The organism is Promicromonospora sp. NPDC060271, assembly GCF_042726755.1.
Lineage (GTDB): Bacteria > Actinomycetota > Actinomycetes > Actinomycetales > Cellulomonadaceae > Promicromonospora.
In genome coordinates, this window is the sequence record NZ_JBHXBG010000030.1 from 1 (window position 1) to 20,281 (window position 20,281).

The 20,281-nt window shown below is 70.8% G+C and carries 15 protein-coding genes and 1 tRNA gene; 4 read left to right on the forward strand and 12 right to left on the reverse strand.

All coding sequences use genetic code 11. The features are described 5' to 3' along the window. Positions 1–51: 51 nt before the first annotated feature. The 6 genes from ACFWE2_RS07210 to ACFWE2_RS07235 all read right to left on the reverse strand — a co-directional run bounded on the left by ACFWE2_RS07210 (position 52) and on the right by ACFWE2_RS07235 (position 7,393). Complete coding sequence (locus tag ACFWE2_RS07210) at positions 52–639, reverse strand: hypothetical protein (protein WP_377223531.1); 588 nt, start codon at positions 637–639, stop codon at positions 52–54. Between the two features lie 53 nt (positions 640–692). After that, positions 693–1,568: a hypothetical protein gene (locus ACFWE2_RS07215; protein WP_377223532.1), complete on the reverse strand. Its 876-nt coding sequence runs from the start codon at positions 1,566–1,568 to the stop codon at positions 693–695. Continuing rightward, positions 1,565–2,596 (reverse strand): PrsW family glutamic-type intramembrane protease, encoded by a 1,032-nt coding sequence (locus ACFWE2_RS07220; RefSeq protein ID WP_377223533.1) that lies wholly within the window; start codon positions 2,594–2,596, stop codon positions 1,565–1,567. The genes ACFWE2_RS07215 and ACFWE2_RS07220 overlap by 4 nt, the downstream gene beginning before the upstream one ends. 85 nt (positions 2,597–2,681) lie before the next feature. Then, positions 2,682–3,236, reverse strand: coding sequence for a hypothetical protein (locus ACFWE2_RS07225; RefSeq protein ID WP_377223534.1), 555 nt, complete (start codon positions 3,234–3,236; stop codon positions 2,682–2,684). Positions 3,237–3,281: 45 nt separating this feature from the next. After that, on the reverse strand, positions 3,282–6,005 hold the full coding sequence (locus ACFWE2_RS07230; protein WP_377223556.1) for a BTAD domain-containing putative transcriptional regulator: 2,724 nt from the start codon (positions 6,003–6,005) through the stop codon (positions 3,282–3,284). An 83-nt stretch (positions 6,006–6,088) separates the two neighbouring features. Next, on the reverse strand, positions 6,089–7,393 hold the full coding sequence (locus ACFWE2_RS07235) for an alpha-glucosidase/alpha-galactosidase (RefSeq protein ID WP_377223535.1): 1,305 nt from the start codon (positions 7,391–7,393) through the stop codon (positions 6,089–6,091). Positions 7,394–7,520: 127 nt separating this feature from the next. On the opposite strand from ACFWE2_RS07235, the gene ACFWE2_RS07240 reads away from it, so the two are divergent. Next, a complete protein-coding gene (locus tag ACFWE2_RS07240) occupies positions 7,521–8,369 on the forward strand; it encodes a helix-turn-helix domain-containing protein (RefSeq protein ID WP_377223536.1) in 849 nt (282 codons plus the stop codon). Positions 8,370–8,432: 63 nt separating this feature from the next. Here the strand turns inward: ACFWE2_RS07240 and ACFWE2_RS07245 are convergent. After that, positions 8,433–8,506: transfer RNA gene (locus ACFWE2_RS07245), tRNA-Met, on the reverse strand. Between the two features lie 111 nt (positions 8,507–8,617). Here ACFWE2_RS07245 and ACFWE2_RS07250 point away from each other — a divergent pair. After that, positions 8,618–9,433 (forward strand): nicotianamine synthase family protein, encoded by an 816-nt coding sequence (locus ACFWE2_RS07250; protein ID WP_377223537.1) that lies wholly within the window; start codon positions 8,618–8,620, stop codon positions 9,431–9,433. Positions 9,434–9,504: 71 nt separating this feature from the next. Here the strand turns inward: ACFWE2_RS07250 and ACFWE2_RS07255 are convergent, their stop codons facing one another. Both ACFWE2_RS07255 and ACFWE2_RS07260 read right to left on the reverse strand, forming a co-directional pair. Next, positions 9,505–12,525, reverse strand: a complete 3,021-nt coding sequence (locus ACFWE2_RS07255) for a UPF0182 family protein (RefSeq protein ID WP_377223538.1) — start codon at positions 12,523–12,525, stop codon at positions 9,505–9,507. Positions 12,526–12,659: 134 nt separating this feature from the next. Further along, complete coding sequence (locus ACFWE2_RS07260; RefSeq protein ID WP_377223557.1) at positions 12,660–13,760, reverse strand: PDZ domain-containing protein; 1,101 nt, start codon at positions 13,758–13,760, stop codon at positions 12,660–12,662. A 196-nt stretch (positions 13,761–13,956) separates the two neighbouring features. On the opposite strand from ACFWE2_RS07260, the gene ACFWE2_RS07265 reads away from it, so the two are divergent. Beyond that, a complete protein-coding gene (locus tag ACFWE2_RS07265) occupies positions 13,957–14,499 on the forward strand; it encodes a SprT-like domain-containing protein (RefSeq protein ID WP_377223539.1) in 543 nt (180 codons plus the stop codon). A 52-nt stretch (positions 14,500–14,551) separates the two neighbouring features. On the opposite strand, the gene ACFWE2_RS07270 is transcribed toward ACFWE2_RS07265, so the two are convergent. Next, positions 14,552–15,940: a zinc-dependent metalloprotease gene (locus ACFWE2_RS07270; RefSeq protein WP_377223540.1), complete on the reverse strand. Its 1,389-nt coding sequence runs from the start codon at positions 15,938–15,940 to the stop codon at positions 14,552–14,554. A 152-nt stretch (positions 15,941–16,092) separates the two neighbouring features. On the opposite strand from ACFWE2_RS07270, the gene ACFWE2_RS07275 reads away from it, so the two are divergent. Beyond that, the gene (locus ACFWE2_RS07275; protein WP_377223541.1) at positions 16,093–17,148 is read left to right on the forward strand and encodes a ThiF family adenylyltransferase; all 1,056 of its coding nucleotides are present in this window, start codon (positions 16,093–16,095) and stop codon (positions 17,146–17,148) included. 96 nt (positions 17,149–17,244) lie between these two features. Here ACFWE2_RS07275 and ACFWE2_RS07280 read toward each other — a convergent pair whose 3' ends face one another. Next, positions 17,245–17,610 carry a WhiB family transcriptional regulator gene (locus tag ACFWE2_RS07280; protein WP_116673785.1) on the reverse strand — a complete coding sequence of 122 codons (366 nt, stop codon included), beginning with the start codon at positions 17,608–17,610 and terminating at the stop codon, positions 17,245–17,247. 571 nt (positions 17,611–18,181) lie between these two features. Continuing rightward, positions 18,182–20,197, reverse strand: coding sequence for an ATP-dependent helicase (locus tag ACFWE2_RS07285; protein ID WP_377223542.1), 2,016 nt, complete (start codon positions 20,195–20,197; stop codon positions 18,182–18,184). Positions 20,198–20,281: the final 84 nt, after the last annotated feature.

Genomic DNA, 20,281 nt, shown 5'->3' on the forward strand with positions numbered 1-20,281 from the left:
GGCGTACCCGGTACGCCGAGTCAGGGCCGCAGGCACTATTCCGAACATGCCCTAGCCGGGGTCGACGCATGTCCAGCTGATGGTGCCGGTCATCTCCTCGCCCGGAGCCGGTGACGTGAAGCTGTCGAGCGTAATCTTCCCGGAGCCGTCGGCCTCGACCTCGATCGTCGGGCTGCTGTCCAGCCCCGGCACGAACGGGCCGATGCTCGCGCCCGGGCCGAGCTCGTACTCACCGGGGCCGGCGTACCCCTCGGCGGCGAAGTACACGGGAAGGTCCTCGCCGCCGATCCTGGCGGGCTCGCCGTCCAGCGGCGCGAAGGCGAACCCGTCGGCATTGCTCGCGAGCTCGGCACAGCTGAAACTCTCGGTGGCGTCAGTAAGGCTGCCGGTCGTGGGGATGGCGACGACCGTGTCCTTCGCGGTCATTGTCCCGGACAGCTCATAGGTCTGGCACAGCGATACCTCCGGCTGAGGTTCGCAGCCGCCCGGTGCTCCGGTCACCGCCTGGCCGGCGTCGCCCTGGCCGCTCTGACCGGCCGACGCCGTACCGGCCGAACCACAACCGCCGACCAGCAACCCGGCCACCACGATCGTGCCGACTGCCACGGCCTGGGCCGGCCGCCGCGATGGTCTCTTCATCTTCGTCCATCCTTCACGCTCGTCGGGGGGACAGAGGCCGTACCGAGTCCCGATCACGGCACATGACCCGGCGGGTATCCCGGATAGCCCGGGTACTGCGGCGTCTGCTGTGTTGCCTCGCCTGGGTTGCCGCTCGATCCGGAGCCGGAGCCCGAATAGCCCCCGGTGCCGCTGTTCCCGGAGTAACCGTCCCTGCCGCTGTAGCCGCCTCCTGCGGCGTCGCCTGCGGACGTGTCAGGCAGGTTCGGACCGTCCAGGTAGTCGACGGGCAGGTCCGGGAGATGGGGATAGGCCGCGTTGATCGCGCGCATGGCCGCTTCTGTCAGCGCGCTCGCGCCGGGATCGACGGCGTCACCTACAGCGGAGGCGATAGGGGAGAAGTCTCCGCCCAACTTGCCGACCACGTACTCGGTGCCGATCTTCGCGATTTTTCCGCCGATAGGTTTTGCGTTCCTGATCTGCTCCGCGGAGAAGACCGGCTTACGAGGACCAGGGCGCTCCCCCGGTCCGAACGTGTCCTCGACCGTGTGCTCGTGTGTCACCGGCCCTTCTGGGGGGAGGTCGTTCTTGGCGAGCGACTCCTGGTATCCCGGATTCTCGTAATACCTCTCGCGGTACTGACCGTTTCCCCAGCGGTGTTTGTCCATTTCCGATTCTGGTACCGTCGTCGGGCTTCCCGCCCGCTTGATCGCCTCGCGCTCCGCATCCCCTGCAGGGTCCGGCGGGGGCGGCGGTCCATATGGCTTCGCCGCCGACGCAACCGCGCCGGCCATACCGCCGGCCGCGCCGGCCGTCCCGGCGACGTTGGTCACGTTCTGCGCCGTCCCGCCCTTGGTGTTACCGGAGTTCAGCACCTCCACGATCCCGTCGAGGACGTGGTCGAGCCCACCGCTGGTGAGTTGTTCGAGCATGCTCCATGTCAGGCTCATTTTTGTCCCTCCGATCGCTGTGACACCGTCGCAGAAACTGCGTCAGCTTCCGCCGGCTCCGCGGATCTCTTAGGCCTCACGCGCGTCGATGCCGCCGTTTGCCAGACGCCCAGCACGCGACCGCGCCGCCCTCCCTCTGTAGCGGTCAGCCACATCCACAGGGGCACTCGTGTTGATGGCAGCGGTGGCAAGGTGCGTCCGAACGAGCCTGCCAGCCTCGTCATGCGGCGATGACTCGTCAGGTTCCACTCGACGAGCACCATGACCGCCGTCCCCGCGACGAGCAGCAACGTCGACAGCCCACCGCCGAGGAGCAGGACGTGCAGGACTCGCACCAGCACACCGACGGAGCCGTCGGCGAAGGCGTTGGCGACAGCGTGCTCACCCAGCGCGGCGGCAATGGTCACCGGGATCGCGATCCAGTTCCAGCGACCCCCGCGGTACAGCAGTCCGATACCCAGGCCGAGCGCGATCAGCGCGCTCCACAGCAGGTGGCCGGCACCGATCACCGTCACGCCGTCCGCCCAGTTGGTTCCCATGACCGGGAACAGCACGGTGAGCACGGGCGGCGACTCGAAGTTGAAGCCGCCGCGACCGAACAGCGCGTTCTCGTGCAGGGCGAAGCCCGCACCCGACCACGCGCCGAGCAGCATGATGTCCGTCGCCGACGGCCGGATCTCCCTTCGCCTGGCGAGCAGCACCATGATCAGCGCGGGCACGACCTTCAGCACCTCCTCGAGCACCGGCATCACCACGACGCTGCCCACCTGGTAGTGCTGTTCCAGCGCCGACATCAACGGTCGGCCGACCAGCGCCGAGAGACCGAACATCCCGAAGAACCCGGCAAAGCCCACCGCCGCGAACGCCGGGAACCGCAGGGTGCGCACCGACCCGACCGCCAGCGTCAGAATCACGAGCACCCAGGCGTGCGCGAGCAGATCAGCGACGAACAGGCCCATGCCGCCGGCCTCCGTGAGGCTCGGCAACGATGCCAGCAGCGCCAGCGTCGACCCGGCCAGACCGACCAAAGCCATCAGGTTCAGCGAGCGCCAGCCGTTCCTCAGGCCCGCCAGCCCGCCGGGGCGGCGTGGCGCTCGGCCGGCAGATCCAGGCTCACTCACCGGAACCAGCTCCGGCCGCGAGGTCGATGTCCAGGTCCGGGCAGTTCGTGGCGACCCAGTCGCCGACCTCCTCGGCTGCCTGGACCATCGTCTCCGCCTCGCCCTGAATCTCGACGATGGCGTCTTCGTCCTTCGTCACGTAGGCGTCGGCCACCTTCTCGTAGAAGTCGACGGCCGTGCCCATCGGCGTCTTGATCTCGCCCGGCGCCACGGCCGCAAGGTCACGCATCGTGTTCACGAGCTCGTCGATCTCGGCAGGATCCCCGTCAAGGGACTCCATCGAGAACGCGTCACCGCTCTCTTCGAGCTTCACGCAGAAGACGCCGCCGGGCGCCGCCGGCTCACGTTCCTCGGACTCCCCCGGCTCGCCCTCGGGCGCACGTTCCCCGGCGTCGGCGGTCTGTTCGGCCACCGGTCCGGCCTGCCGCTCACCCCCGCCGTCGGAGCCCGTCGCCGCACAGCCTGCCGTTGCCAGCACGGCCGCCGCCAGCACGATCACGAGCCGCCGGCCCGCGATCCCCCATGTCGTGTTGCGCAGTTGGTTCATGCGCACAAAGCTGGACGGCCGCGCTAAAGGTCGGCTAAAGGCCGGTCAGAGCAGCTCGTCGACCACCGCGCCGAGGGGCTGCGGGTAGGCCGACGCGGCGACCGCACCCGCGCGCTCGCCGAGAGCCGCGTGCGCACCGGAGCGGGTGGCCTCCCGATCATCCTCGCGATCGACGGAGAACGGCCGGGCGTCCAGCCGCTCCCGTTCACGGTCGGTGATCGTCAACAGCCGTAGGGCCTCGTCCGCCCGGCCGTCGGCGAGCGCCAACCCGGCCAGACCGTCCAGCGCGTCGAGCTGCCCGGTCTCCAGCTCGGCGCCGCGGTACAGCCGCAGGCTCCGCAGATACAGCGCACGCGACCCGGCGAGGTCGCCCTCTGCCCGGGCCATGCCGGCAAGGTTGCTGGACGCGAACGCCTCACCCGTGACGTACCCGAGCGCCTCGGACCTCTCGAGGGCCGAGCTGAAGGCGGCCCTCGCCTCGGCGAGCCGGCCCAGCCCGCGCAACGCCATACCGAGCGGGTTGAACGCCGATGCCGTGCGGACCGTGTCACCCATCGCCTCGGTCAGCTGCCGACACTCCTGGGCGTACTCGAGCGCCGCCTCGTGGTCGGCCTGGGCGAGCGCGGTGAACGCCAGACCGTTCAGCGCGCTCACGACTCCGAGCGGATCGGGCAGCTCCCGGCACACCCGCAACGCCTGCTCGCCGAGCCGCCGCGCCTCTCGATCGTCCCCGTTGGCTCTGGCGAGTGCCGACGCCGCTCGGTAGGTCTCGGCGCGCAGGCGATCGGGCACCGAGTCGGCCGTCGCCAGCCCACGCCGCAGCCAGTCCCATGCCTCGACGGCCAGTCCGTGATCGCCCCAGAACCACCACAGCGACGCGGCGATGCGCAGCATGCCCTCGAGGTCATCGCCCTCGCCGAGGCACCAGCCGACGGCAGCACGGAGGTCGGGAATCTCCCGCGTCAGCCGGGGCAGCCAGCTCGGGTCGAACCGCTCGCGGCCGGCGGTCTCGGCCTGCTCGGCATACCAGGCGGCGTGCCGCTGCCGCAGCCGGCCCACCTCGCCCGGCTCGGATCGCTCCAGCCGTTCGGCGGCGTACCGCCGGACCAGGTCGAGCATCCGGTAGCGGACGCCGTCCGCCAGCGGCTCGACGCTCAGCAGCGACCGGTCCGCCAGCCGGACCAGGCTGTCGGACGGCCGACCCGTGACCGCTTCGGCGGCATCCCGCCCGAACCCGCCCGCGAACACCGAGAGCCTCCGGAGCATCGCCTGCTCGTCGGGCGTGAGCAGCTCGTAGCTCCAGTCGATCGTCGCGCGCATGGTGCGGTGCCGGTCCGGTGTCGTGCGCGAGCGGGTGTCGGACAGCCCGAGGCCGTCGCCGATCTCCCGGAGCGACAGCGCCCGGAGCTGGGCGGCGGCCAGCTCGATCGCCAAGGGCAGGTCCGACAGCCGTCGGCACAGCTCGGCGGCCGCACTCATGTTGCCGGCGTCGATGGTGAACCCGCGGCGCGCCTCCGCGCCGCGTACGGCGAGCAGCCGGATCGCTTCCGTGCGAGGCAGCCCGGAAACGGGCCAGACCTGTTCACCGGGTACGCCGAGCGGCTCGCGGCTGGTCGCCAGGATTCGCAGGCCCTCGCACCCCGCGAGCAGGTCGGCGGTCACCCGGGCGCAGTCGTCGGCCAGGTGCTCGCAGTTGTCGAGCACGATCAGAGCCCGCGTGCCGCGCAGCTGAGCGACCAGCCTCTGGATGATCGGCTCGTTCGTGCGAGGGCGGATGCCGAACGCCGTCGCGACCCTGTGGGCGACCGAGGTGCCGGGCGCGGACGCCGCCAGCTCGACGACCTGCACACCGTCGCGGTGGTCGGCCTCGGTGTCGCGGGCCAGCTCGAACGCCAGCCGGGTCTTGCCTGCGCCACCGGGGCCGGTCAGGGTGAGCAGCCTGGTCCGGCCGAGCCGGTCGGCCAGACGCTCCAGCTCGTGGCGCCGCCCGATGAAGCGGCTGGCCGAGACAGGTATCGACGACGGCGGGTCGAGGGTGGGGTCACGACGCTCGATCGCACGGGCGAGTGCGGCAACCTCACCAGCGGGTTCGACGCCGAACTCGCGTGCCAGTCTGGCCTCCAGCTCCCGGAAGCTCTCCAGCGCCTCGGTGACGCGGCCGCAGCGGTACAGCGCGAGGAGGTGCAGGCCCGCCAGGCGTTGCCGCGTCGGATGCTGAGCGACCAGCCCGGACAGCTCGGAGACCAGGTGCGCGTGCCGACCGATGGCCAGGTCGGCGTCGAACCGCTCCTCCATGGCCGCGAGGCGCAGCTCGGACAGCCGGGTGCGTGCGGCCAGCACGTCGGGCCCGTCCGGAACGCCCGCGTACGGCTCACCACGCCACAGGTCGAGTGCGGTCGCGAGGTCGGTGGCGGCACGTGCCGGGTGATCGGCCCGGACGGCACGTGCCGCGATGACCAGCGTCTCGAAGCTGAGCGCGTCCACCTCGGTGGGTTCGGCCTCCAGGAGGTAGCCGTTCGGTGCCGTGACCAGGCGATCCCCGAGGACCTTGCGCAGACCGGAGACGTGGACCTGCAGGGAGGTGCGCACTGTCGCCGGGGGCTGTTCGCCCCAGAGCTGGTCGATCAGGCGGCCGGTGGATACGGGCTGACCGACGTTGGCGAGGAGCACGCCGAGGAGGGCACGCGGCCGCGGCCCGCCGAGCGGGACGGAGGTGCCCTCGATGACGGCCTCCAGCGGTCCGAGGACCCGGAACTCAGCGGTCGAGATCGTCGCTCCTCACGCGCGTGGTGGGTGCGGCCACGTCGCCGATCGTAACGACGTCGTCCACCCGCGACCACCGGCAGGCTCGGTCAGCTGTAGGCGGGCAGGTAGTCGTCGTGGGCGGCGAGCAGGTCGTCGACGAGGGCCCAGATCTGGTCCAGGTTCAGCTCGGCGGCGGTGTGCGGGTCGAGCATCGCGGCGTGGTAGACGTGTTCCCGCTTGCGGGTCAGTGCGGCCTCGACGGTCAGGCCCTGCATCGAGACGTTGGTCTGGATGAGCGCGGCGAGCTGGGGCGGCAGCGAGCCGACCGCCGTCGGCTGGACTCCGTTGCCGTCGACGAGGCACGGCACCTCGACACAGCAGTCCTGGGGCAGGTTGTCGATCAGGCCGTTGTTCATGACGTTCCCGTTGAACACGCGCGGCACGCCGGTCTCGATGGAGTGGATGATCAGGCTGGCGTACTCGTCGGAGTGAACCACCTCGCCGTCCTCCTCGGCGCCTGCGCCGAGCAGGTCGGCCCGCATCTGTTCCCAGCCGGCGATCTGTTCCACACAGCGGCGGGGGTACTCGTCGAGCGGGATGTTGAAGCGCTCGATGAGCTCGGGCTGGTGACTCTTGATGAACCAGGGCACGTACTCCGCGAAGTGCTCGCTGGACTCGGTGACGTAGAAGCCGAGGCGGCGCATCATGTCGAAGCGGACGCGGTTGTGGGGCGGCACGTCGCCGCCCTCGATCATGTCGAACAGCGCCGGGTAGAGGTCGCGGCCGCGGTGCTCGAGCTTGAGGAAGAACGCCATGTGATTGATGCCTGCGACGACCTTGGTGAGCTCCTGCGGCGGCACGCCGGCCCAGCGTGCGATGGCATTCGTGTCGTACTGCACGCTGTGGCACAGGCCGACCGTCTGGATGTTCGTGGCACGGTTCATCGCCCACGTGAGCATCGCCATCGGGTTGGTGTAGTTGAGCAGCAGTGCGTTCGGGCACAGCTCCTCCATGTCGCGGGCGACGTCGAGCATGACGGGGATGGTGCGCAGCGCACGCATGATCCCGCCGATGCCGACGGTGTCGCCGATGGTCTGGACCAGGCCGTGCTTCTTCGGGATCTCGAAGTCGATGACGGTGCTGGGCTGGTAGCCGCCGACCTGGATCATGTTGATCACGTAGTCGGCTCCGAGCAGACCCTCGCGCCGGTCGAGGTGGGCCGTGATGGCAGGCGTGGCGCCGGCCCGCCTGGCTTCACGGTGGGCGACGGTCTCGGTGTCGCGCAGCCGCTGCGGGTCGATGTCGATCAGCGCGAGCTCTGCCGAGTGCAGCTCGGGGAAGGTGAACAGATCCTTGAGCAGGTTCCGTGCGAACACGGTGCTGCCGGCGCCAAGGAACACGATCTTGGGCATGGGTTTCCTCCGGGAGACAGGGCCTCGATGACCGGACTCGGATCCAGGGCGGAACGGACGCCTGGACATGACCCGAGCCTATGGGCCTAGCATTCGCCAGATCTTCACGCGAAAGAGGGAGAACTTCTTGGATCCTCAGAACTCTGTGCGGATCGAGCCGACGGAGCTGACGGGGTGGGCCGGCGAGCCGGTGGTGATGGGCACCGCACATCAGCACGACGATCTGGAGATCAACCTGGTGGCCGAGGGCGGCTCGATGATCTACCTGTTCGGCGGCGCGCCGGTCGAGGTGGAGGTGGGCGGCGTCGCGGCGTTCTGGGCAGCGGTCCCGCACCAGCTCGTGGCGAGCACGGCTACCCGTGTCCACTGGGTGCACGTGCCCTTCGCGACGTTCCTCGGCTGGGGCCTGCCCGAGTCCCTGGTCAGCGGCCTGCTGTCGGGGCGGCCCGTCGTGAGCGGCGGGGCGGCTGCCCTGGACACCGACGTCGGCAACTTCTCGCAGTGGGCTCGCGACCTCGCCGACGGCCGGCCCGAACCCCGCAGGATCGCGCTCCTGGAGATCGAGGCCAGGATCCGCCGTCTGGGCCTGCACGAGCAGGCCGAGCCGGCCGCCCACCACACCGGCGCCGACCCGCTGCTCGGCCGGGTGCTGCCCATGGTGGCGCACATCGCCGAGCACTTCCGCGAGCCGCTGACCGTCGCCGACGTCGCGCAGGCCGCCCGGCTGCACCCGACCTATGCGATGTCGCTGTTCCGCAAGGTGCTCCGCACGACCATCGGGGACTACCTCGCGCAGTGCCGCCTCGCCGAGGCACGCAGGCTCATCCTCACCACCGACCTGCCTGTCAACGACGTCGCGACCGCAGCGGGATTCGGGTCCGTCAGCCGGTTCTACGCCGCCTTCACCGCAGCGGCCGGGCAGCCGCCCGCCCGGTTTCGTCGCGAGTACGGCTCGATCAGGTCACCCGGCAGGTGATGCGACCCGTGAGCCAGAAAACACTCAGGCCCGGGAATCCAAGGATTCCCGGGCCTGATTTCGTAGCGGGGGCAGGATTTGAACCTGCGACCTCTGGGTTATGAGCCCAGCGAGCTACCGAGCTGCTCCACCCCGCGTCGGTGATCCCTACTTTACGCACGCCCGGTGGCTGAGCGCAAACCGGGCCGGGCGGTAGAGACGCAGGTCACAAGGGATCGAACCGATGCGGCCGTGGAACGATCATCCTCATGCCGACGGAGCTGAGCGCCACCACCCTGACCGCCGACCGGATCGTCCGTCTCACCGACCAGCTTGCCGCACTCCCCCACCTGCGACCGGACCCCCGCACCAACGCTCTCTTCGGCGAGCTGGTGCGGACGGTCCTCGCGGCGCCCGACCGTCAGGCCCCCGACATCCTCGCGCACCCCGAGGTCGAGGAGCGCAAGGACGTCGTCCGCGATCTCTCGGCGCGCGGCGAGACCGCACTCGAGCACACCTGGGCGGAGCGCATCGCGACGGCGTCCGATCCGGCGTCCGTACTGGACGAGTTCCCGTACCTCGACAACTATCACCGGCTCACCGCCCTCGAGGTGCGCCTGCTCACCCACTCGGGCGGCGCACCGACGTCCGTGGCCGTGCTCGGCTGCGGGCCGCTCCCCCTGAGCACCGTTGGATACGCCGAAGCGCTGGGCTGCCCCGTCGTCGGCCTGGACCGGGACCCCGTCGCGGTCGCCCTCGCCCGCCGGGTCACCACGCGGATCGGTACCCCGCGAGTGCGGTTCGAGCAGGCCGACGCCGCCGACGTCGACCTCGCGGCGCACGACGCCGTGGTGCTCGCCGCGCTGGTGGGCGAGACGTCGTCGGCCAAGGCGGCAGTCCTCGCGCGGATGGCCGACTCGATGCGGCCCGGTGCCATGCTGCTCGCGCGGAGCGCGCGCGGCCTGCGCACCCTCCTCTACCCGCCGGTGGACCTGCGCGCCATGTCCGGCTTCGAGGTGCTGGAGGTGGTCCATCCCACGGACGACGTCGTCAACTCCGTGGTGGTGGCCCGCCGGCTCGGCTGAGCATGACGAAGGCTCCCCGGTGCGAGCACCGGGGAGCCCTGGTCATGGTGCGCTCAGTGCGCGGCGTCTGGTCAGCCCGCCGAGCTCTGCGCCTCCTCGGCCGCTATCGCGTCCTCCAGCGCCTGCTGCAGGCGGTCCTGCGCCTCGCCGTAGGCGGCCCAGTCACCGTCACGCTGGGCTGCGTTGGCGTCAGCCATGGCGTCTGCCGCCTCCTGCAGTGCGACGTCGAGGTCCGACCCGGAGCCCCCCGTGCCGGAGCCACCGGTGGGTTCGTCGCTCGGCTCGCCCGACGGTTCGGACGTCGGATCCGTACCCGGCTCTCCCTCACCCGTCGGCGGGGTGATGGGTGCCTCGTCCTCGGCAGTACCCGCGTCGCCCGCCTCCGCACCCGAGTCACCGCCGAACACCTGGTCCAGCGCTTCGTCGAGCGTGTCGGCGAACCCGATGTCGTCACCGAAGGCGACGAGCACCTTGCGCAGCAGCGGGAACTGCGTGCCACCGGTCGACTGGATGTACACGGGCTGCACGTACAGCAGACCGCCGCCGACCGGCAGGGTGAGCTGGTTGCCTCGCCGCACCGTGGACGCGCCGATCTGCAGGATGTTCAGCTGCTCCGAGATCGTCGGGTTCGAGTCGAAGTTGTTCTGCACCTGACCGGGGCCGGGCACCGTCGTGTCTCGTGGCAGCTCCAGGAGGCGGAGCTTGCCGTAGTCCTCTGCCTTCTTGCCCGCCTCGTTCCCCGCGTCGGCATCCACGGCGAGGAAGCCGGTGAGCACCTCACGGTCCGTGTTACCGCCCGGGATGAAGGTGGACGTCAGCGAGAACGACGACTCCTCCTGCCCGGGCATCTTCAGCGTCAGGTAGTACGGCGGCTGCAGCGGCTTGTTGGCGGCATCCGACGTCGGATCGGTCGGGTTGTTCCAGAAGTCCTGACCCGAGAAGAACTCGGCCGAGTTGTCCACGTGGTACTGGCTGAGCAGGGTGCGCTGCACCTTGAACAGGTCCTCCGGGTACCGCAGGTGGCTCATCAGGTCGCCGGAGATCTCCTCGATCGGCTTGACCGACGTCGGGAAGACGTTGGTCCAGGCCTTGAGGATCGGGTCCTCGGCGTCCCACGCGTACAGGTCGACCGACCCGTCGTAGGCGTCGACCGTGGCCTTCACCGAGTTGCGGATGTAGTTGACCTCCTCCGGCAGCTCGACCGGAGCCCCGGACGCCGTGGTGAGCGTGTCCGCGACCGCCTCGTCGAGCGGCGTCGAGGTGGAGTAGGGAACGGCGTCGCTGGTGGTGTAGGCGTCGACGATCCACTTCACACGGCCGTCCACGACCGCCGGGTACACCCGGTTGTCGAGGGTGAGCCACGGGGCGACCTTGCTGACGCGCTGCTGCGGGTCACGGTCGTAGAGGATCTGCGACTCGCTCGTGACGCGGTCGGAGAACAGGAGCTGCTCCTCGCCGAACTTCAGCGCGTACAGCAGCTTGCTCCCGAAGGAACCCACCTCGGGCCCGGCGTCACCGGTGAACGTCGTGTTGACCTGGCCGCCGTCCTCGGCGTCGTCCGCCTGGTAGTCCAGCTCCCAGGGCTTCGTGCCCTCCGGCGCACCCACGACGGAGTACGTGTCGGTGCTGGGGCTGAAGTAGATGCGCGGCTCGTACCCGCCCTCGAGGTCGGTGATAGCGCCCTGGGACGGGATGCCGCCCTCGAAGAACGCCGGGCGACCGTCCGGGCCCGGCTGGTTGCCGTAGGCGGCGACGACGCCGTAGCCGTGCGTGTACACGGTGTGGTCGTTGACCCAGTTGCGCTGGTCCTGGCCCAGACCGTCGAGGTTCAGCTCGCGCACCGCGATCACGGTGTCGCGGGACTCGCCGTCGATCTCGTACCTGTCCACCGACAGGGAGTCGTCGAAGTTGTAGTACTGCTTGTTCTGCTGCAGCTGACGGAACGACGGCGAGACGATCTGCGGGTCCAGCAGGCGGATCGAGGCGGCGGTGTCGGCGTCCTCCCGCAGCGCGCCCTCCTCCGCCTGCGTGGTGGCGTCGTACTGCTCCTTCTCGACACCGTCGATGTCGAACGCCGTCAACGTCGCGTCGATGTTGCGCTGGATGTACTCGGCCTCCAGCTCCTGCGCGTTCGGGTTCACCTGGAACCGCTGCACGACGGCGGGGTAGATGCCGCCGATGGCGATGGCAGACACGACCATGAGGCCGACGCCGATCGCCGGCAGGCGCCAGTCCCCGCGGAACGCGGTGACGATGAACAGCGCGGCGACGAAGATCGCGACCACGGTGAGGATGCCCTTGGCGGGGATCACCGCGTGCACGTCGGAGTACGAGGCGCCGTCGAAGCGGTCGCCCGCGTTCGTCAGGATCGAGTACCGGTCCAGCCAGTAGTTGGCGGCGATCAGGAGCAGCCCGATGGCGCCGATGACGGCGAGGTGGACGCGCGCGGCGGTGGTGGTCCGCGGACCACCGGCCGCGGCGGGTCCGACCCGCAGTCCCCCGTACAGGTAGTGCGTGACCAGCCCGGCGATGCCAGCGATCACCACCACCGAGATGAGGAAACCGACGGTGAACCGCAGCGCGGGCAGGAGGAACACGAAGAACCCGAGGTCCATGCCGAACTGCGGGTCGGCCTCGCCGAACGGCTCGCTGTTGAACGCGAGCAGCACCGTCCGCCACTGCGCGGAGGCGGCGACACCGGCGAAGAAGCCGACGAGGACCGGCGCGGCGACCATGACGACCCGGCGGAGCGGCTCGACCGCCTCACGGTACTGGTCGAGCGTCGCCTGCTCGGGTGTGCTGGGCGCGTAGATGGGGCGGGACCGGTAGGCCGCGGTGAACGACCAGAACACGGATCCGGCCATCAGCAGGAACCCTCCGGCGAACAGGGCTGCGCGCATGCCCCACTCGGTCCAGATCACCCGGGAGAACCCGAGCTGACCGAACCACATCACCTCGGTCCAGAACTGGGCTAGGAGAAGCAGGGCTGCGATCACGGCGGCGACCGCGACTATCGCCACCCCCAGCGGACTGCGTCGTCGGGCTCGGGGGGCGCCGCCGGACGGGCGGCGAGGTGCTGCGGCGAAGGACACGACTGCGTTACCTCACGTCATCAAATGGTTGGGCCGTACCCAGGTGGAACGGCCGGGCTCTGCTCAAGGTTCCCGGCACAAGGTTCCCACATCCTCCAGATGTGCAACACACGGTCAACATCTGCGCCGGTAGGTCAGGAACAGGTCGGGAGGTCGCCGCCCTCGTCCCGTCCGATCTGCTCGACGGCGTCGCGGGCCTCGGCCAGCGTCGCCACCTTCACGACGTTCAGCCCGGCGGGCACGTTGCCGACCACCTGGGCGCAGTTGTCCGCCGGGGCGAGGAACCACTCGGCGCCGTCCCGGACCGCCCCGTACAGCTTCTGCTCGATGCCCCCGATGGGACCCACCGTGCCCTCGGGGCTCATCGTCCCGGTGCCGGCGATCACCTTTCCGTTGGCCTCGTCCTCCGCGGTCAGCTTGTCGATGATGCCGAGCGCGAACATGGTGCCCGCGCTGGGCCCGCCGATGTTCTCGATCTCGATGGAGACGTCGACGGGAAAGTCGTAGCGCGGGTCGATGAAGACGCCGAGGACCGCCCGCTCGCCGTTGCCCGACGTGGTGATGTCGACGTCCGTCGTGCGCTCGCCCCGCCGGACCCCGAGCGTCACGTCGTCCCCCGGGTTCGTCTCGGCGAGCCCGTCGATGAGGTCGGCGTAGGTGCCGACGGGCTCACCCTGGAACTCGACGATCACGTCACCCTCGGAGAGCTTGCCGTCGGCCCCCGAGCCCGGCTCCGTCCCCGCCACGTCGAGGACGGCCGGCACGTCGTAGCCGAGCTCGGTCAGCGCTGCCGCCGTCGCGGACTCCTGCGACGACACCATCTCGGCCTGGCTGAGCTCCTTCTGCTGCTCCTGGGTGGTCGCCTCGGGGAAGATCGCCTCCACCGGCAGCACCGAGCGCTTCGGGTCCAGCCAGCCCTGGATCACCTGGCCGGACAGCATCGGATAGCCCGGTCCGCCCAGCACGGAGACAGTCGTGAGGCGGAGCTCGCCCGTCGACTCGTACGTCCGCGCGCCCTCGATCTGGATCAGGTTCCGCTGCAGCGTGTCCTCGGTGGGCCCCGGTGAGCGCATGGCGTACGGCGTCGGCACCACCAGCGCCACCGCGGCGAGGACCGCGGTCGCCAGCAAGGAGACGCCGAGCGTCACCGTGCGGCGCGAGACCGGGGCGACCACCAACGGCGCGTCGTCGAAGGGCGACGGGTCGGGCTGCGGGGCGTGCGGGCGGTCGCGCATATCGGTCACCGGACCATCATTCCTCACTTGGCTGAGGTTTCCGTGAAAGCCGCCCGACGGCGACGCGGCACGCGGTCGCGTGCTGCCGCCGTCAGGCTGTCCCTCCGCGCCAGTCTCGGCGCCGTCGTGCAAAGTTTTTCCACTTGAACGGTGCGTTATACCCCACGTCGCGCCGATAACACGCTACGGTCGTTCCGTGGCCCACGACGCCCTGACGTCCGTGGAGGTGCGCCGGAGCCGCCGTCGCACCGCCACGGTGAGCGCATACCGCGACGGTGGACGGACCATCGTCGCCATTCCCGCGCGCTTCTCTCGGGCTCAGGAACGAGAGTGGGTGGCCAAGATGGTGGCCCGGCTGGAGGACAAGGAACGGCGCCGCCGTCCGTCCGACCAAGAACTGATGAACCGCGCGGGCGAGCTCTCGGCGAAATATCTCGACGGCCTTGCCAGGCCCTCGAGCGTGCGGTGGTCGTCGAACCAGGGCCGGCGCTGGGGGTCGTGCACGCTGCTCGACGGGTCCATCCGCATCTCGACCCGCCTCCAGGGCATGCCGTCCTGGGTGCTCGACTACGTGCTGCTGCACGAGCTGGCGCACCTGCTGCACGCGGGCCACGGCCCGGAGTTCTGGAAGATCCTGGAGGTCTACCCCAGGACCGACCGGGCGCGCGGGTTCCTCGAGGGCGCGTCGTTCGCACAGGACGAGCCGGGGGACCTCACGTCCGACGACGGGGACGACTGACCCCTGCGGCGTCGGCCCCCTGGGGCGACCGACCCCTGCGGCATGAGCGCGGTCAGTCCTCGCCGAAGATCTCCTTGAGCGCGGCATCGACGTCGGCGTGCTCGTTCTCCGCGGCCTCGCGGCGCACGAGGTAGCCCGACGGGTCGTCGAGGTCCTGCGTGCCCGGCAGCAGATCGGGGTGGTCCCACACGGCGTCGCGTCCCTCGGTGCCCTGGGCGCGGGAGACTATCGAGAACAGGGTCGCCGCGTCGCGCGACCGGCGCGGCCGCAGCTCCAGCCCGACCAGCGTCGAGAACGTCTGCTCGGCGGGGCCGCCCGCGGCGCGACGGCGTCGGATCATCTCGCGCAGCGGGATGGCGTGCGGCAGGTGCGGCAGGGCGGCGATGGCGCTGACCTCGTCGACCCAGCCCTCCACCAGGGCGAGCGTGGTCTCGAGGTTCAGCAGCACGGCCTTCTGCTCGTCCGTGTTCTGCAGCCCGAACACACCGCCGGACAGGGCGCTGCGCAGCGCGTCGGAGTCGGCGAGGTCGATGTCACGCACCTGTGCCTCGAGCGCGTCGAGGTCGATGGTGATGCCGCGGGCGTAGCGCTCCACTATCGACAGCAGGTGCGACCGGAGCCACGGGACGTGGGTGAACAGGCGGGCGTGCGCGGCCTCGCGGACGGCGAGGAACTGCCGCACCTCCTCCAGCGGGGCATCCAGACCGTCGGCGAACGCGGCGACGTTGGTGGGCAGCAGCACGGTGTCGGAGCTGTCGAGCAGCGGCAGGCCGACGTCGGTGGCGCCGAACACCTCCTGCGAGAGCGTGCCGGCGGCCTGGCCGACCTGCATGCCGAACACCGCCGAGCCGAGCCGGCGCATCATCTGGGTCGGGTCGATGGTGCCGCCGAGCCCGTGCAGCACTCCGGCGGGCATCCCGGGGATCGCCTCGCCGTCGTCGATGCCCTCGGGGAGCTGGTCGCGCAGCACCGTGGCCAGCGCCTCCGAGACGGACGAGGCCACGGGCGCCGCCAGCTCGTTCCACACGGGCAGCGTGGCCTCGACCCACTCGGACCGGTTCCACGCGTGCCGCTTCCCGCCGGCGGGCGGCAGGTCGGTGACGGCGTCGAGCCAGAGCTCGGCCACCGTGAGCGCTTCGCGCGCCTCCTTGGCCTGCTTGGCGGTCAGCGACGGGTCACCCTTGCTGACGGCGACCTGCCGCGCGACGTCGTGCGCGACATCGGCGTTGACCGGTCCGGTGCCCTCGGCCGAGAGCATCTTCTGCACCTGGGCCAGCGCGTACTGCATCATCACGGGGTCGGGTGGGCCGCCGAGCGCGGTCGGGTCGATGCCGCGTTCGCGCATCTCGGCCATCACTTCGTCTGCGCCGTCGCCGAGCATCGAGCGCAGCATCTCCTCCCACGACTGGGGGGTATCGCCGCTCTGGTGCTGGTCGCTCATAAGGTCACCGTAACCGGGTCGGCAACCTCTGCGCCGTCCATTTGGCTCTGGGCGCACACGGGAACTTCGGGCCCGCTCACTGCTTTGGAGATACCTCTGGAACTGTGGACGGGCGCCGGGAACGTGCGACGCCGTCGTGCATCGTTGTCGCCATGAAGCCCCCTTCCCTGCTCCGGCTGCGGCCAGGCACACCCGTGCTCAGCCGCGGCGGCGGCCAGGTGCAATGCGGTTCGGACCCACGCTGGTCGTTCGTGCTGACCGGGCTCACGCCAGCCGAGGAGACGTGGCTCGAGGAGATCGCCGAACGGCGGCACGTGACCGTCGAGCGGTCGGCTGCGCGGTGCGGTGTTCCCGCCGAGCGGCGCGACGAGATCATGACCGCCCTGTTCCGGGCGGGCGTGCTGGTGCCCGTGCCGGCGACGGCCGGCGTGGTGACGGCTCCGGCGGACGGGGCGGCGGACGCGACGGTGCTCGGCATGCTGCGGCCCGACGGCGCGGGGCTGGCGACCCTGGCCGACCGTGCGCGGCGGGTGGTCGGCGTCGTCGGGCTCGGGCGGCTGGGCACGGCGGTCGCGCTGCACCTGGCGACGGCGGGCGTCGGCGGGCTGCTGCTGCACGACCCGCTGCCGGTGCAGGTCACCGACGTCGGGCTGGGCGGTCTGCGGGCGGTCGACGTGGGGCAGGCACGCGACGACGCCGTCCGGTCCATCCTGGCGGAACGCTCCCCCCGCGTGACGGTGCGGGTCGACGGCAGCCTGGCGGGCGGGACGGGACTGGACCCGACGGCCCTCGATGCGGTGGTCGTCACCGAGCCGCACGCCGCGCACCCGGCGCGGTACCAGCGGCTGCTCGGCCTCGGGGTACCGCACCTGCCGGTGGTGGTGCGGGAGGCGGACGTGGTGGTCGGTCCGTTCGTCCGGCCCGGCCGGTCGGCCTGCGTGACGTGCGTCGACCTGAACCGCGCCGACGCCGACCGGGAGTGGCCCGCGCTGGCCGCCCAGCTGCGCAAGGTGGCGGAGCCGACGCAGGAGGCGACGCTCGCCGCGGTGGCAGCGGCGACGGCCGCGAGCCAGGTGCTCGCCCAGCTGGACGGGCACCGGCCCGCGGCCGTCGGTGCATGCCTGGAGATCTCGCTCCCGGCGGGGCTCCCCCGCGTCCGGCCGGCGGAACCGCACCCGCGCTGCGGGTGCATGGTCCTGCCAGCCTGACGCCATGCGTCCTGACTCCTTGCGTTGAGTGCGGGATATTCGCCCGACCAATGGCCGTTGGCCGGGCGAATATCACGCACTCAACGCTGCGGTGGATCAGGCCGCTGCGACGTTCTCCGACTTGCGCGGCCGTCCCCGGCCACGCTTGCGGGCGACAACGGCGCCGTCGACGAAGACCTCGCCGCCCCAGACGCCCCAGGGCTCGTTCCGCTCGAGGGCGCCGGCGAGGCAGCCCTCGATCAGGGGGCAGGTGCGGCACAGTGCCTTGGCCTGCTCCACCTGCGTGCTGTGCTCGGCGAACCACAGCTCCGGGTCGTTCGTACGGCACGGCAGCAGTGTGTCCATCAGCCGGTTGAACTCCGCCGAGTCCGAACCGATCCCGCTCGTGACGGGGTGTTGAGGTGGGTCCCAGGGGCCCGAACCGCCCTGGGGAAGAGTGTCGAGGAGCGCAGTGAGGCGCACGGTTGTCTCCTGTGTCCTGTAAAGAAGAACGTCGTCGATGAACGTCTGGGGGAACAGGACCCCGGGCTAGATCTCGGCCGGCCGGCCCTGGCTGGGCCGGGTCTCCGGGCAAGAATTAAGGCCGCGGGTCCTAGATGGACTCCGCGGCCTGGATGACTCGGTCGTTAGACCGGCGAGTCTCCTGGAGATGCGGAGTCGGGTGCGAGAGCGGACGGCTTGACGCCTCCGCGGTGAGTGCGCGCGCGGAAAGGCAGAGCTGCGCCGATTGCCTGAACGGGCTCGTTGCCGAGCACGTACTTGCACGCGTGCAGATCCGTCTGCGGAATCATGTTCATCTCCAAGACACCCACCTCCTCACTCGAATCCGGGCCAGACCTTAAGGTCTCGCCCACTGCCGTCAGGGACATGTGAACACTATGTCGGGGCACCGGGGCGAGCCAACTCTTTTTCCAAACTTTCTTGAGAAGTTTTTCGCCGGACCCGGAACGGCCCCGTGGGCAGCCGTACCGGGAGCGTCCGAACCACTCGAAAGTTCCCCCGCCGGACCACCTGACAGGCCGCTACGGGCCGCTCAGGTGCTCGGTGCACTCGCCACGATCGCGAGGATCGTGGCGCCGTACCGGTCGATCTTCGCCGGACCTATCCCGTCCACGCGAGCGAGTTCGGCTATGGCCGAAGGTCGGACCTCCGCGATGGCCGCCAGCGTCGCGTCCGTGAGCACCGTGTAGGCGGGCTTGTCCGTCTCGCGGGCGACCTCGAGGCGCCAGTCGCGCAGGGCGTCGAAGAGCGCGACGTCGTGCTCACCGGTCAGCCGGGCCCGGGCCTGGCCCTTCGGCGCGGTCCGCGCCCGGGGCGAGCGCGGTTCCTCCGGCCACAGCCCGTCGAGGAACCTCGTGCGCTTGCGCGTGGGCCGGCCACCCGGGTTCCGTGCGCGCGCGAACGACACCTCCAGGTGCTCGCGGGCGCGGGTGATCCCGACGTAGAGCAGGCGGCGCTCCTCGTGCACGGCGTCGTCGGACTCCGCGAGCGAGATCGGCATCAGCCCCTCGCTCATGCCGGCGAGGAAGACGGCGTCCCACTCCAGGCCCTTTGCCGCGTGCAGTGACGCGAGCGTGACCCCCTCGACCGTCGGCGCGTGCTGCGCCGCCGCGCGTTCGTCGAGCTCGGCGACCAGCAGCGCGACCGTCGCGGGACTCTCGGGGGTCGCGGCGGCGGCCAGGTCGTCCGCGAGCGCGACGAGCGCCTGCATGGCGTCCCAGCGCTCCCGGGCGGCGCCGCGCGCCGTGGGCGGCTGATCCGCCCACCCCGCGGTGGCGAGGATGTCGCGCACATGGTCCGGCATCGGGAGCTCCGGGTCGGCCGAGCGGGCGGCGCCGCGCAGCAGCACCATCGCGTCGCGTACCTCCTTGCGCTGGAAGAACCGCTGCCCGCCGCGCACGAGGTAACCCACCCCGGCGTCGGCGAACGCCGCCTCGAACGCCTCGGACTGGGAGTTGGTCCGGTAGAGCACGGCGATCTCGCTCGGCTTCACGCCCGACTGGATCAGGCGGGCAGCCCTGCCGGCGACGCCCTTCGCCTCGGCCTCGTCGTCGTCGTACGCCGTGAAGGCGATCGGCGGGCCCGGCTTGCGCTGCGCGACGAGCTCCAGCGCCTGGTGCGCGCCCCCGCCGCGGCCGGCGCGCTTGAGCACCTCGTTGGCGAGGTTCACCACCTGCGGCGTGGAGCGGTAGTCACGCACGAGCCGGATCTCCTGCGCCTCGGGGTACGTCCGCCGGAACTCCAGGAGGTGGCGCGGGGTGGCACCGGTGAAGGAGTAGATGGTCTGCGACGGGTCGCCCACCACGCACAGCTCCTTGCGCCCGCCGAGCCACTGGTCGAGCAGGAACTGCTGCAGCGGGGAGACGTCCTGGTACTCGTCCACGACGAAGCGCCGGTACTGCGAGCGCACCTCGTCCGCCACGATCTTGTGGCTGTTCAGCATGTCCCCGAGCATGAGCAGCACGTCCTCGAAGTCGATGACCTCGCGCTCCGTCTTCACGTCCTCGTACGCCGTGATGAGGCGCGACACCGTCTGCGGGTCGTAGCCCGACGGCGCCTCGCGGCCCGTCGCGAGCAGCGCCTTCTCGTAGTCGTCGGCGGTGACGAGCGAGACCTTCGCCCACTCGACCTCGCTGCTCAGGTCACGGACGGCGACGCGGTCCACGCTCAGGCCGAGCCGGCGGGCCGCCTCCGCGATGATCTGCGCCTTGTGCTCCACCAGCCGCGGCGGGGCGCCGCCCACCACGCGCGGCCAGAAGTACCCGAGCTGCCGCAGCGCCGCCGCGTGGAACGTGCGGGCCTGCACGCCCTGGACGCCGAGCTCGCGCAGCCGGGTGCGCATCTCCCCCGCCGCGCGGGCCGTGAACGTCACGGCGAGCACGCTGGTCGGCGCGTACATGCCGATGCGGACCCCGTAGGCGATGCGGTGGGTGATGGCGCGCGTCTTGCCCGTGCCGGCACCCGCCAGCACCATGACCGGCCCGTTGAGCGCGAGCGCGACCTCGCGCTGCTCGGGATCGAGGGCGGTCAGGATGGCGTCGGGGCTCATCGGTCCAGGATGATTCGAACCGGCGGCGGAGTTGGTCTGGGTGAGCATCGTCTGCGATTCTCGCAGCACCCACTGACAAGGAGT